Source organism: Rhizobium sp. BK251, assembly GCF_004345245.1.
In the GTDB taxonomy this organism is placed as follows: domain Bacteria; phylum Pseudomonadota; class Alphaproteobacteria; order Rhizobiales; family Rhizobiaceae; genus Rhizobium.
Genome location: NZ_SLUQ01000017.1, coordinates 32,176 through 45,653, shown reverse-complemented (window position 1 = coordinate 45,653; position 13,478 = coordinate 32,176). Strand labels below are relative to the sequence as shown.

The window sequence follows — 13,478 nt, the reverse complement described above, 5'->3', positions numbered from 1 at the left end:
CTTGTATACAAGATGTACATGACGTTAAGCGATGGTTCAGATCGTGTCGCCGCCGGCCAGCGCCCCGAAGCTGCGCAAGACGTGGTCTATGCCTGGCTGAAACAATATGTGCTGACCTTGCCGCGCGATGAGACAACATTCCTGACGGAATCGCAGGTGTGTCGGGAAACTGGTGTGTCGCGGACACCCGTCAGAGAAGCTTTCTTGAGACTCGAGGCTGACGGGCTGCTGAAGATTCTGCCGAAGAAGGGCGCGTATATCTCGCCGATCACGGATGCAGAGGTGGTCTCAATCATGCAGGCGCGCCGGTTGGTGGAGGAGTGGTGCGCGCAGCAAGCGAGCCGCTTCGGCGGTGCGGTGGCTGACGAACTGGACCGACTGATCGCTGTGCAGGAACAGGTTCGAAACGATCCTGTCGCCTTCATAGAGCGCGATAGGGAGTTTCATCGTACGATTGTAAGGGCTGCGGGAAACCCGATACTCGCGGCGTTCTATGAAAGCCTTCGTGACCGGCAGGTTCGAATGGGTGTGCATGCGATCTCTGTTGGCCGCCGTATTGATGAAGTGCTGACCGAACACGGGGCGATCGCGCAGGCCATCCGTGAATCAGCGGCAGATCGGGCGGTCGCCGCGGTCGGCACGCACTTGGAATTGACACTCGCGGCGCTGCGAGCGCCGCTGTTCGGCGATTGGTCGTCGAACGTGCGGGCAGGATAGCGGCCTCCCGCATTCGACACCACCGTGGAAACCGAAATTGCAGGAACAGGCATAGGATAGATCAAAACAATACCGAGGGTCCGGGATGGAACCAGTCTTTGACGTAAGCGCATTCAGGCAGGCGTTAGGGCAGTTCCCCACCGGAGTATGCGTGGTCACGAGCGTGATCGGCATGGATAAAATCGGTGTGACGATAAGCTCTTTCAATTCGCTTTCCTTTGATCCACCGTTGATCCTGTTCAGCATCGATAATCGTGCCGCCAGCCTCCCCCTGTGGACAAAGGCAGAAGGCTACACGATCAACGTCCTCTCGGAAAATCAGACAGATTTGTCGAGCCGCTTCTCTCGGCCTCTGACCAATAAATGGGAAGGAATAGCTTGCCAGTTGAAGGCGGGGTGCGGCCTCGTCCTGCCCGGTGCCGCAGCGTTGTTTCATTGCACGCGCTGGGCTGTCCACGAGGGCGGTGACCATCTGCTGTTCATCGGGAAGGTAAACTCATTTCTATCGTTCCGGGATCGCCGGCCACTTGTGTTCAGCAGGGGGCGGTATGCTGCACTGGAGTCCGAAGTGAACGACGAAGCGTCCTGGCCGCTGGCCATCCACTACTGAGGGAAAAGTCATGCTGAAAACAGGTTCGCAGCATACCGAGACCCTGCGTGACGGCAGGCAGGTGTATATCAATGGCCAGCTTGCGGGTGACGTGACGACGCATCCGGCCTTTCGCGAAACCATCCGCTCCGTCGGACGGCTTTACGATTTCCAAAGCGCCGATGAGAACCGATCACTTATGACATTCGATACGGTGGAGTCCGGCGATCGCGCAAGCCGCATATGGCAGATGCCGAAAACCTATGCCGAACTCGTGGAGCGCCGCAAGACGCTCGAGGCTTGGGCAACATTGCATTGTGGCTTTCTCGGCCGAGCCCCCGACCACGTCGCCTCCTGTCTTGCCGGCATGATGATGGGTGCCGAGATTTTTGAAGCCTATGATCCGCATCGCGCCGCAGCGTTGGCAGACTACTATCGCTACGCCCGCGACAACGACCTTTACCTGACATATGTGATCATCAACCCGCAGGCAGACCGCTCCAAGGCCGCGAGCCAGCAACAGGACCGCACCTTGACGGCGGGTGTCGTCGACCAGGATCAGGAAGGCTTGACGATACGCGGTGCGAAGATGCTGGCGACCGGCGGCATCTTGGCGAACGAGGTCTTGGTCACCTGTATCCAGCCGCTCACTGAGGGCGACGAGCCCTATGCGGTCTCCTTTGCGATCCCGATGAACGCTCGCGGTTTGAGGATCATGTCCCGCAAATCTTATGAGGAGCACGCGACAAGCGTCTTCGACAATCCGCTCTCCACCCGCTTCGACGAGAACGATGCGGTACTTTATTTCGAAGATGTCAAAGTGTCCTGGGACCGGGTCTTCATCAATCAGGACATCGGCATGTGCCAGCGGCAGTTCCATGCAACGCCCGCCCATGTCCTGCAGAACTATCAGGCGCAAATCCGCTTGATGGTGAAGATGCGCTTCCAACTGGGACTGGCGCACCGTATCGCGGAAACCAACGGCATCATCAATTTCCCGCAGGTGCGCGAGACGCTCGGTCTCCTCGCCGCACAGAGCGCGATGGTCGACGCGCTCGTGCACGCCATGGAAGTCAAGGGGCAAGCCCATGGCAAGTATTTCGTTCCGGATGCCCACACCCTCTATTCGGCGCAGGTGCTCACCCAGAGGCTTTACCCAGAGGTCATTTCGACGCTCAGGGAGTTGGCGGGCGGCGGGCTGATAATGCTGCCCTCCAGCGTCGATGACTTCGCCGATCCGCTGTTGAGGGCCATGATCGAGAAAACACAGCAATCGCCCGCCACGAGCAGCGAAGGCAGGGTCAAGCTTTTCAAACTCGCCTGGGACGCGATTGGCTCCGAGTTTGCCTCCAGGCATACCCAATACGAGATGTTCTACGCGGGGGCGAACTTCGTCACCAAGAACCACAGTTACCGCACATGCGACTGGGACTCACGCACCAGGCTGGTCGACCAGATGCTCGACTCCTACACGCTCGATGGCGCACTTCACGCCAATAAGGCGGCGGCAGCATGAACCCGCCTGTGCCCATATTCAAGGAACACAAGGAATTCCATCTTGTGGATATGGAGGAGGGCTGGCACGTTCCACCAGGTTATCCTCCCGGCATCGAGCAGAAAATTTTGGCTGGACGGCTCGACGAAGCGAACGGCAAAGGCAGTCGTACGAGATTGCTGCGTTTCCTGCCGGAGGCGTATACCGACAAACCGTTCGTGCACGACTATTGGGAAGAGGTCTATCTGGTGGAAGGTGATCTCGTCGTCGGTGATCCATCTACCGGAACCGCGTCGTTTCCGGCTCATACCTATGCCTGCCGTCCCCCGGGGGTCCTTCATGGACCGTTCAGGTCGAAGACCGGCTGCCTGCTGCTGGAGATTCACTATTATGACAAGCGCTCTGACGGGCGTGAGTGAGCGGTGGCCAGCGCGGAACTTTTTGTGGCCAGGACACTTCGCCTGGCTCTTCGGTCTATCGCGTTTGGCTTAGTGGCCAAACCTCGACGACACCGTAGGCGACGGCGCATGGCGTCTTCGAAACGATCTCTATCGCTTCCGCCAGGTCAGCCGCTTCGATGACGGCGAAACCCGCGACAGGCAGTGCGGACCTCATGTATGCACCCTCGGAAACGGTCACTTTCCTAGCCTCATGGTTTCTAACCTGGACGGCTCGTCCGGCTATGCCCATTTCGACACCGGCCCTTTGAAGCTTTGCATCATGAGCGTGAGCGTCGGCGAGGACAGCCTCGTCTGTCCGTTCGTAACCCGCCTCGTCTCCGTATCCTATGGTGATAAACCTTGGCATAAGCTCCTCCCATGTTTCAGGAGGAACTTGGTGGCACGAAAGGTGATGTCAATGGTCTCTCTTGCGCATGGGAGACGTCGTCTCGTGGCTGAGACACAGCTCGGCCTTGGTTACAAATGCACGTGATTTGTAACTTAATGTAACAGGACACCCTTACCAAATTCTCCATTGCCCTAGGTTCCCAGTTGGCTTCGTGGCTGTTCGGGCCACACGCCTCCGTCCAAAAACGAAAAACCAAAGAACCAAAGAAGTGGAACTGGGCCTATGCAGAACACCATTCAACTGGAACTTTCCCGCCGCTCCCTGCTGATCTCGTCGGCTGCATCAGTCGCGTTCACCGGGACCGTTGCCAAGGACGCGATGGCACAATCCGCCGAAACAACAATGGCCTACACGACCAAGGTCAGCTTCAACGTCAACGGCGAGAAACGCGAATTCGACGTCGATAACAGGACGACACTGCTCGATGCGCTGCGCGAGCACCTGCATTTGACCGGCACGAAGAAGGGTTGTGATCACGGTCAATGTGGTGCTTGTACCGTCATGGTCGACGACCGCCGGATCAACTCCTGCTTGACGCTCGCCGTCATGCACGAGGGCGACAAGATCACAACGATCGAAGGCCTGGGTGAGCCCGGTAACCTTCATCCTATGCAGGCCGCATTCATCAAGCATGACGGCTTCCAGTGCGGGTACTGTACCCCCGGACAGATCTGTTCTTCCGTGGCGGTGCTCGAGGAGATCAAGTCGAACATTCCCAGCCACGTCACCGACGATCTGACCAGCCCGGCGCAATTGACGGCAGCGGAAGTCCGCGAGCGCATGAGCGGTAACATCTGTCGATGCGGAGCCTACTCCAACATTCTCGATGCCATCACCGAAGTTGGAGGAATCAAAGCATGAGAGCCTTCACCTACGAACGCGCCTCGTCCGTCGAGGCAGCAGCCAAGACGGTCGCATCGAACCCTGAGGCCATGTTCATCGCCGGCGGCACGAACCTGCTCGACCTCATGAAGCTTGAGATCGAGGCGCCAGCGCATCTGGTCGACGTGAATGGTCTCGGTCTCGACAAGATCGAAATCACTCCTGGGGGAGGGCTCCGGATCGGCGCTTTGGTAACGAACACGGATCTCGCAGCGCACGAGGTCGTTCGTCGCGACTACGGACTTCTGTCACGAGCGATCGTGGCGGGTGCCTCGGGACAGCTTCGCAACAAGGCGACGACGGCGGGAAACCTTCTGCAGCGGACGCGCTGTCCGTACTTCTATGACACCAATCAGCCATGCAACAAGCGCCAGCCTGGCACCGGCTGTTCGGCGATCGGTGGCTTTTCCCGCCCCCTTGCTGTCGTTGGTGTCAGCGATGCTTGCATCGCCAGCCATCCGAGCGACATGGCGATCGCCATGCGGGCTTTCGATGCCACTGTCGAGACGGTGAAGGCTGACGGGAGCAGGCGCTCGATCCCGATTGCAGACTTCCATCGTCTGCCCGGCGACACGCCGCATATCGACACCGTGCTTGAGCGCGGCGAGTTCATTACAGCCGTCCTGTTGCCGCCGCCGATCGGGGGTAAGCAAATCTACCGCAAGGTTCGAGATCGTGCCTCCTACGCCTTCGCACTCGTTTCGGTCGGAGCGGTCATCCAGCCTGACGGAACCGGACGTGTGGCGATCGGTGGCGTCGCGCCTAAACCATGGCGGGTCGAAGCGGCCGAGGCCGAGCTTCCGAACGGCGCCAGTGCTGCCACCGACGTCATCCTGGCCGACGCCCGTCCCACCGAGCAGAACAGTTTCAAGGTCGAGCTTGTCGAGCGCACGCTTGGCGCCGTCCTCGCAGAAGCAAGGGGTTGATCCATGAAGTTCGATACGCCAGCAACCACCAATCCGATCGACCAGTTGAAGGTCATTGGCCAACCGATCCCCCGCATCGACGGGCAGCTTAAGACCACAGGAAGGGCGATGTACGCCTACGAGTGGCACGACCCCAACATACCATACGCCTACGGCTATCCCGTCGGATCGGCGATCGCGAAAGGCTTGATCAAGTCGATGGACGTCGCCGCTGCAAAGAGAGCTCCGGGGGTACTCGCGGTCGTAACGACACTTGATGGGGGGAGCCTCAAGAAGGGCAGATTCAACACGGTCGAGCTCTTCGGCGGTGACAAGATCCACCACTACCATCAGGCGATCGCGGTCGTCGTTGCGAATACCTTTGAGCAGGCGCGTTCTGCTGCCGCCCTGATCCAGGTCGAATACGCGGAGGAGGAGGGTGTCTACGACTTGAAGGAGGCAATGAAATCGGCGGCCAAGCCGGACGACGCGAAGAAGCCGGATTCCAGCGTCGGAGACTTTGAGGCTGCTTTCCGAGATGCCCCAGTTACTCTTGAGGAAACCTACACGACCCCGGACCAGTCGCATGCGATGATGGAACCGCACGCCTCCATCGCGGCGTGGGATGGCGACGAGGTGACGGTGTGGACCTCCAGCCAGATGATAGACTGGTGGCGTTCCGACCTTGCAACGACCCTCGACGTCGACAAGGAGAAGATCCACTTGATGTCGCCATTCATCGGCGGAGGCTTCGGCGGCAAGCTGTATCTGCGCGCGGACGCCGTACTGGCGGCGCTCGGAGCGCGGGCCGCGAACCGGCCCGTGAAGGTTGCGCTACCGCGGCCGTTCATAATGAACAATACGACCCATCGGCCAGCGACGGTCCAGCGCATTCGTATCGGCGCCGACCGGAACGGGAAGATCACTGCGATCGCACACGAAAGCTGGAACGGTGATCAGCCTGGTGGGCGCCTTGAGGAGGCGGTCGCCCAGACCCGGCTGCTTTATGCCGGAGCAAACCGGATGACGGCGATGCGGCTTGCAACGCTCGATCTCCCGGAAGGCAACGACATGCGTGCTCCGGGTGAGGCTCCTGGCATGATGGCTCTCGAAATTGCGATCGACGAGATGGCAGAAAAAGTCGGCATGGACCCGATCGAGTTCAGGATCGTCAACGACACACAGGTCGATCCACAAAATCCCGACCGACCGTTCTCGCATCGAAACCTCGTCGGCTGTCTGAAACTCGGGGCGGAACGTTTCGGCTGGAGCAACCGTCCCAAGGTCGGGTCTCGGCGCGAAGGAAGCTGGCTGGTCGGCATGGGCGTTGCCGCGGCATTCCGCAACAACCTCGTGCTTGCCTCCGGTGCGCGAGTGAAGCTCGACAAGGAAGGAGTCGTAACGGTCGAGACTGACATGACCGATATCGGAACGGGCAGCTACACGATCATCGCCCAGACAGCCGCCGAAATGATGGGCGTCGGCATGGACAAGGTCGCTGTGCAGCTCGGGGATTCCCGCTTTCCGGTGTCGTCAGGCTCCGGCGGCCAATTCGGGGCGAATTCATCGACCTCCGGCGTCTATGCCGCCTGCGTGAAGCTGCGCCAGGCAGTGGCCGCGAAACTCGGCTTGAACTCTGAAGACATTGTGTTCGAGAACGGCGTGGTGCGCTCCGGCGATCGCTCGGTACCGCTCGCCGAGGCCGCCGGCCCGGACGGACTGGTCGGCGAGGACACCATGGAATGGGGTGACCTCACGAAGACCCATCAGCAGTCGACCTTCGGTGCGCACTTCGTAGAGGTTGGCGTCGACGTCGCAACCGGCGAGACGCGCATTCGCCGAATGCTGGCTGTGTGCGCGGCCGGCCGGATACTTAATCCCATCACTGCCCGCAGCCAGGTGATCGGATCGATGGCCATGGGGGTCGGCGCCGCCCTGTCGGAAGAACTTGCCGTCGATACTCGGCGGGGCTTTTTTGTCAACCATGATCTCGCTGGCTACGAGGTCGCGGTTCATGCCGACATTCCACGCCAGGAGGTGATCTTCATGGACGAGACCGACCCCATGTCGTCGCCAATGAAGGCAAAGGGCGTCGGTGAGCTTGGCCTTTGTGGTGTCTCTGCGGCGATCGCAAACGCAATCTACAATGCGACCGGGGTCCGCGTACGGCACTATCCGATCACCTTGGACAAGCTTATCGGCGAGCTGCCCGAAGCCTGATGTTTGGACGACGGTCCTGACTCCGACCGTCGTCCTTCCTCAAAATATTGAAACGCCGATTGTTGCGTACCCTGCAATTCACAGCGACAGTGCCCCAATTCAGCGTTGGCAGGAGCGAGTGAGTTTCTGCTTTCGCTGTGAGATAACTCGGCGCAAGTCAGGTCCAAGGCCGTTGGGGGGCGAGGCTCGCGCGCGGGATTGCGATGCTGCACATGCTGGTCCTGCCGTGAGTGAGCCGGAGCGTCGCTCGCAACAGCAGCAATTCTGAGTGAGAGCCAGTTTTCAAAGCAAATATCTGGCTGTGCCGGGTCAGCTCCCAGGGCGGATCATCACTGGCATCCGATCTTGCTTCCCATATCCGCGACCGTTATACTGTTTTTGAAAAACAGTATAACATCGGAGACGAGCTGATGAAGTCTATCGACCTCATGTATCAGACCATGCTCGCCGAGCTAGGTCAGCGCTCGCTCGACGCCGCTTGGACGGCCGATTTCCCTCCGGAGGGTCGGTTCACTCCGGCGAACATCAAGGGGCGAAAGTACTGGTACTTCGACATCCCAGATGGACATGGTGGTACGAAACGTCGCTACGTCGGCACTGCTGACGATCCGGACATCGCACGACGAGTAGCTGAACATAAGCGGGACAAGGACGATCTACGCGCTCGCCGGCGCATGGTCAACACCCTCACTCGGGAAGGCGGGATGGTCGCACCTGACGCCATGTCGGGCGACATCGTCGAGGCTCTTGCCGACGGCGGTCTCTTTCGGCTCCGGGGTGTTCTTATCGGCACGGTGGCCTTTCAGTGCTATTCGGGACTGCTGGGCGTGCGCCTTCCCATGGCTGCAATCCTGACCGGCGATGCGGACATCGCCCAGGACTATGCCATCAGTCGGGAGGTTGAAGACAGCCTGCCTCCGATCGTTGAGCTACTGCAGGGCGTTGATACAAGCTTCCGGCCGGTTCCCCATCGATCGGGATCCGCGGCCTCCTCGGCATTTCAGAATGCCGACGGTTACAGGGTTGAATTCCTGACGTCGAACCGCGGTTCGGATGAATACACCGACCAGCCGGCGACGATGCCCGCCCTTGGCGGCGCCAGCGCGGATCCACTACGCTTTCTCGACTTCCTCATCAGGGAACCCGTCAGGACAATGCTGCTTCACCGAAGCGGTGTTCCAGTCGTTGTCCCTGATCCATCTCGGTATGCGATCCATAAGCTCATAGTCGCCAGCCGTCGGCACACTGACGGGCAGGGGCCGGCAAAGCGTGAGAAGGACGTTCGTCAAGCTGCCGTGCTCTTTGAAGCCCTGCAGCAGACGAGGCGATCTGCCGACCTGGCACTCGTCTACAATGAAGCGTGGGAGCGCGGGCCTGCGTGGCAGGAAGGTGTTCGGACCGGGGCGGGGATGCTGCCGGCACAAGATGCCGAGAGGTTCAAGACGGTCCTGATCGAGGGGGCAAGGCAAAACCGCGAAGACATCGAACTTCCATTTGGAGAATAGGCTGCCTTTGCTTCGAAAGTCGAGTAGCTGATCGTTTCGAGGTGGCGAAGACAAGTTTGGTGCCGAGGGTTCGCATCCGTCCAAGGGCAACCGCGCCACGTGACCGTCAGAGGGTCGCGAGAGTTCGATTGGAGAGCATGCCGGCGTAATTCCTCTTCATTGCCACCTTCTGTTCGAGTGCGGCGATGACGTCAGGAGCAAGGTTCACCCCGTGCAGTTCGGCGATGTCCGGCAGGCCCCCTGGCGTAAAGACGTTGATCTCCAGGATCTTGTCCCCGACGATGTCGAGGCCAACCAGAAACATCCCGTCTTCCACCAGCTTTGGTCGAACCATCTCGGCAACGGCCAGGATCTGGGGGGTGACTTCCACGGCCGCTGCGCTTCCCGCAGCGCTCATATTTGAGCGGACTTCGCCTTTCGCTGGCACGCGACGAAACGCAGCATAAGCGCCGTCCCTCTGGAGCGGTTTTCCATTCATCAGGAACAGCCGGACGTCCCCTGCGGTCGCATCGGGAAGATAACCTTGGGCGATAAGGTACCCCTCCCCACTGACGGCCTCGAAAATCTGATTAAGGTTGGCTTCCTTGCTGGAGGTTATCTTGAAGACGTTTTTGCCGCCGGAGCCCTGGAGAGGCTTCAGGATCGCACCTTGTTTCTGCTGATCGATGAAGGCGCGGATTTCCTCGATGCTCTTTGAGATGAGTGTAGTCGGTCGAACCGCCTCCGGGAAACCCTGAAAGTAAAGTTTGTTCTGGGCCCGGGTGAGACCGTCCGGATCGTTGACGGTCAGCACGCCACGTTCGGCTGCCAGCCTTCCGAAGATTGTGCCGGCCTGTGCCGCCCAAGGACGTTCGTCTGCATCTTCAGACGGATCATTGCGAAGGAAGAGAACGTCGACCTCTTTTATGTCAATCGTCTCTAGTTGTGCCTGGTCACCTTGCAACGCACTGATAAAGGCATCAGCCTTCTTGTATTTGCTGGTCTTGGGTATAGTCGCCCGAACCATCAGACTGTCATCCGGTCGCAGCACGAAATCGCCGGGCGTGAGGTAACAAATCTCATGCCCGCGCGCGATGGCCCCCAGCGCCAGCGCCGTCGTCGTGTAGGAGCTCGCTTCGCCCTCAATCGAGTTTACGAAAAATGCAATCCGCATTCACGGCTCCTATTGCTGGATCATATCGAGTGGCCGCATCCCGGTTGTCGCCCTTTGCAGCCGTGCACGTCCGTTGTTGCTGTCAAGGAAGATCGGGTTAATGGCGGGGAGGCCAAGAAGGCCTCGATCTGCCAGCTCCTGCATTACGCCAAAATGAGAGGCGGCGATCTTTCCCATCCAGAATGGTCCAAGCGCTCCACCGCGCTCCAGATGAGCAAGGAGTGCAAGCAACCCGCGCAGATAGATCGCGTCCTTGGCAAGCCCGCCACCTCGGTAGAGCCTCAGAGCCAGGTTGAAGGCCGCAGTGTCAGAGAAGTTATGCTCATGGACCAACATGCGATAGGTGTCGGAAAAGCTTGCTCCGTCGAGCATGGCCGCGCATCCGACGACCCGGCCCGCAAGAAGCCTCAGGCGCTCGACCGTCATGCCGCCGGCAAGATACTCGGCGAACACGGCCAGGCCCTCCTGCATGCCCTCGTAACCCGACAGGCCAGACCGGAACAGCCGCAGCCCTTGTGCGGAACCGTTGAAGTAGGTGAGCAAGTGGACCCCCACCTCATGCGCCAGCAAGGGCTCGACGCGGCGGCGTCCCATCGAAGTGCTGCGAGAAATCAGGAGGCGGCGTCCGGATACCAAAAGGCCGGATGGCAAGTCGTCTCGAAGCTCGATCGAAACGTCGAAGCCTTTGGACTGGCGGCGGTATGCCGCAATCATGGCTCTCGCGCGCGCTTCTACGTAGAAGCAGTCAGCAATTTCATCGTCCCTGCCAGTGGCATCGTCGCTAGGCGGCTCATGGCCCGCCAGAGTTGCCAATATTGCATTCGCCTCACGCAGCAACGGGCGCTCCACCGGCCCATAGAGCGCACGACCGAATTCCACGAACTTGGGAGTTTGACGTGAGCCCAGGAGCGACAGCTGTAAATCGAGCTCCTGCTGCTTCTCGCGGTAAAGCTGGTAAAGGACCGGGTCTTCGAGATGGTCGAACGATATCGAGAAAAGCTTGCGCTTGACGGTCTCGGCCTGGAAGGAAAGCGGCCGATAGAGGAATTTGGGCTGTTTCTTAAAGCCACTGGTCTTGAATTCCTCGAAGGCAGCTTCGGCATTGATCGGCGTGACGACGAGAAGAAAATCAAATGTCGAGGCAATCTCGTCGATGCTGCGGTCGACACGCGACACCGCGTCGATGAACGCCTTTCGTCCCAGAGCTCGATGGTTGGTCAGCTTGAGGACCTGGTGTGCCTCGATGAAACTCGCCAGAGCCTGCAGCCCCGCGTCGAACAGCAGGGCCACGACTTGCTCGCGAACCTCAGGGTATACGTCGTCGGAATTTGGCTGACGGTAGACGGGTGCGAACCGGACTTTGATTGTGGAACCGGCCAGTCGGGGGCCATGCAAGATTTCGTCTTCCGTCGCCGCCTCCACTTTCTCGACCCGGGGCGTGCGGAAGCGGGCTTCGCTTTGTCGCACCGCGGCGGAAAACGCATCGGCTGCTTCAGTTGCGTCCGGGCTCGACCATATCGAGATCTCGAATGGCGCCAGGAAAGGCGCATCGTCGGTCAGGAACCTGTCCTGCGACAGTTCGCCGATGTCGAAGACGATGCAGACGCCGAACCTCTCTTTCAGGGCGATGGTCACAGCTTCGATAATGGCGCGTGTTTGATCCCAAAGAGGCGCAGTCAGATAAGAGGCGTTGGCCTGGGCGATATCGCGGGCCACCGGCTCGGCGTCATCCGATGCGATATGGATGCAGAGAAAGGGCAGGGGGCGATCGATATGCAGACGCCCACCCGACGGCAGGTCGCGGCGCACCGCCTTGCCGTTGTGGATACAGTCGAGAACATCGGCAAGCCACTCATCAAGATCATGCTGTTCGACCTGCTGTGCTTTGTTCAAAGGCCCTCCGTCAATGCGTGCTCAAGAACCGGTGCGGCCGAGGCAACGATGGCCCGCAGTTTTGTCAGAGCATCGAGATCGGGTTCTCCTGTCCACTCGTCCATGAAGATCTTCTTGAACTCGACGGCAATCGCGCAACCCGTCAAAGGAAAGTGCTCATGGATAAAACGGGTCTGCTCGCCCTTCCCCTGGAAGGCGACGTTCTCGCGTACGTCCAGAGGACGCCCCCCGATTTCGAAAGATCGAAAGTGCTCCACGAGTGTATCGACAATGTGAGACCATCGCGCTCGATCCATCGAAGACGTGCCGATATTGACGTCCGGAGCTTTGGCTTGTTCGGTCGGTACGGCAGCCTGCCCTAGACGTCGGTGATTGTAACTGTGTATGTCGAGCACGACAAACTGACCGTGCCGCCGTTCGACACCGCTCAGAAAGGTGAACAGCATATCGTAGTAATCGTCGTGAAGCTGAAGGGAGGATTCTACATGTGCGGTGCTAAGCTCATTGCGCCAGACCCTCAGGCCCCATGCCTGTTCAGGCGTCCTATAAATCGCGCCGTCGCGACTTCGGTTGACATCAACCTCGAAACGGGAACGATGGAAGACGATCCGATTGGGGATGTCGCGGATAGTGAATTCGGTGAAGGGATCCTCTTCGCGCAGCCGCTCGTCCTGTGACAGCGCACATAGCGCCTGCAGTTCTTCCCGAACGCTATGGCCCTCATGAATGGCCGTCGCCACGATCGGTGAAATACCGCGCTCTACGGTCCAAAGCGCATTTTGCGTGACAGGAGGTACGATGAGCGACGGAGACATGCGGTGCGAAGATCCATCCCACTTGACGAGGACGTAATTAGCGTTCCCACCACAAAAGCAATGGCAGTCTCGTGAATCGGCGCCGAAAACCGACCCTTTCGCGGAGTGAACGTAAGCCTTGGATATACATATAGAGAATGGATGCGGGGTGGGTTGACTGGCGCCAATCGCAACCCCGCCACGTGCCATCAGTTTCCCTGCAAACTCATGTGTTCAATGGAAGACCGTTGAAGGGTCAGGGTTAGTGCTGGTTCGCGGCGATCGCTGGCAAGGGCGCTGATGACGGCGCGATCCCACGCGTCGATGTTGCCCTAGAAGTGCCGCAGGAGAACCAGCGGGGTTTTGGCGGGCGATTGGCCGAGCCGATGGTGCCTTTAGCGAAGTCCGGATGGAATAGCCTCTGCGGCGCGGCTGCAGGCCCGATGCTTCGCCGTTTTGCCACAGGGCCGGTTCAA

At 59.4% G+C, this 13,478-nt stretch carries 12 protein-coding genes; 8 read left to right on the top strand and 4 right to left on the bottom strand.

Annotation, left to right across the window (positions count from 1 at the left end; all coding sequences use genetic code 11):
• Positions 1-18: 18 nt before the first annotated feature.
• The 4 genes from EV286_RS30505 to EV286_RS30490 all read left to right on the top strand — a co-directional run bounded on the left by EV286_RS30505 (position 19) and on the right by EV286_RS30490 (position 3,220).
• The gene (locus EV286_RS30505) at positions 19-717 is read left to right on the top strand and encodes a GntR family transcriptional regulator (protein WP_132961001.1); all 699 of its coding nucleotides are present in this window, start codon (positions 19-21) and stop codon (positions 715-717) included.
• Positions 718-802: 85 nt separating this feature from the next.
• A complete protein-coding gene (locus EV286_RS30500) occupies positions 803-1,327 on the top strand; it encodes a flavin reductase family protein (protein WP_132961000.1) in 525 nt (174 codons plus the stop codon).
• Between the two features lie 10 nt (positions 1,328-1,337).
• Positions 1,338-2,822, top strand: coding sequence for a 4-hydroxyphenylacetate 3-hydroxylase N-terminal domain-containing protein (locus EV286_RS30495; protein WP_132960999.1), 1,485 nt, complete (start codon positions 1,338-1,340; stop codon positions 2,820-2,822).
• A complete protein-coding gene (locus EV286_RS30490; RefSeq protein WP_245500883.1) occupies positions 2,819-3,220 on the top strand; it encodes a cupin in 402 nt (133 codons plus the stop codon). Before EV286_RS30495 ends, EV286_RS30490 begins: the two co-directional genes overlap by 4 nt.
• Positions 3,221-3,275: 55 nt before the next feature.
• On the opposite strand, the gene EV286_RS30485 is transcribed toward EV286_RS30490, so the two are convergent.
• Positions 3,276-3,608, bottom strand: a complete 333-nt coding sequence (locus EV286_RS30485) for a YciI family protein (protein ID WP_132960998.1) — start codon at positions 3,606-3,608, stop codon at positions 3,276-3,278.
• Between the two features lie 264 nt (positions 3,609-3,872).
• On the opposite strand from EV286_RS30485, the gene paoA reads away from it, so the two are divergent.
• The 4 genes from paoA (at position 3,873) to EV286_RS30465 (ending at position 9,162) form a co-directional block, all read left to right on the top strand.
• On the top strand, positions 3,873-4,511 hold the full coding sequence (gene paoA, locus EV286_RS30480) for an aldehyde dehydrogenase iron-sulfur subunit PaoA (protein ID WP_132960997.1): 639 nt from the start codon (positions 3,873-3,875) through the stop codon (positions 4,509-4,511).
• Positions 4,508-5,458 carry a xanthine dehydrogenase family protein subunit M gene (locus EV286_RS30475; protein ID WP_132960996.1) on the top strand — a complete coding sequence of 317 codons (951 nt, stop codon included), beginning with the start codon at positions 4,508-4,510 and terminating at the stop codon, positions 5,456-5,458. The genes paoA and EV286_RS30475 overlap by 4 nt, the downstream gene beginning before the upstream one ends.
• 3 nt (positions 5,459-5,461) lie before the next feature.
• Entirely contained in the window at positions 5,462-7,657 is a 2,196-nt protein-coding gene (paoC, locus tag EV286_RS30470; protein WP_132960995.1) for an aldehyde oxidoreductase molybdenum-binding subunit PaoC, read from the top strand.
• A gap of 410 nt (positions 7,658-8,067) precedes the next feature.
• Positions 8,068-9,162, top strand: a complete 1,095-nt coding sequence (locus tag EV286_RS30465; protein WP_132960994.1) for a GSU2403 family nucleotidyltransferase fold protein — start codon at positions 8,068-8,070, stop codon at positions 9,160-9,162.
• 106 nt (positions 9,163-9,268) lie between these two features.
• Here EV286_RS30465 and EV286_RS30460 read toward each other — a convergent pair whose 3' ends face one another.
• Genes EV286_RS30460 through EV286_RS30450 form a run of 3 tightly spaced genes read right to left on the bottom strand, consistent with a single transcriptional unit; the run spans position 9,269 to position 13,023 of the window.
• On the bottom strand, positions 9,269-10,315 hold the full coding sequence (locus EV286_RS30460) for a glutathione synthase (protein ID WP_132960993.1): 1,047 nt from the start codon (positions 10,313-10,315) through the stop codon (positions 9,269-9,271).
• 9 nt (positions 10,316-10,324) lie between these two features.
• Positions 10,325-12,208: a flavohemoglobin expression-modulating QEGLA motif protein gene (locus EV286_RS30455; protein ID WP_132960992.1), complete on the bottom strand. Its 1,884-nt coding sequence runs from the start codon at positions 12,206-12,208 to the stop codon at positions 10,325-10,327.
• Complete coding sequence (locus EV286_RS30450) at positions 12,205-13,023, bottom strand: N-formylglutamate amidohydrolase (protein ID WP_132960991.1); 819 nt, start codon at positions 13,021-13,023, stop codon at positions 12,205-12,207. Before EV286_RS30450 ends, EV286_RS30455 begins: the two co-directional genes overlap by 4 nt.
• Positions 13,024-13,478 lie beyond the last annotated feature (455 nt).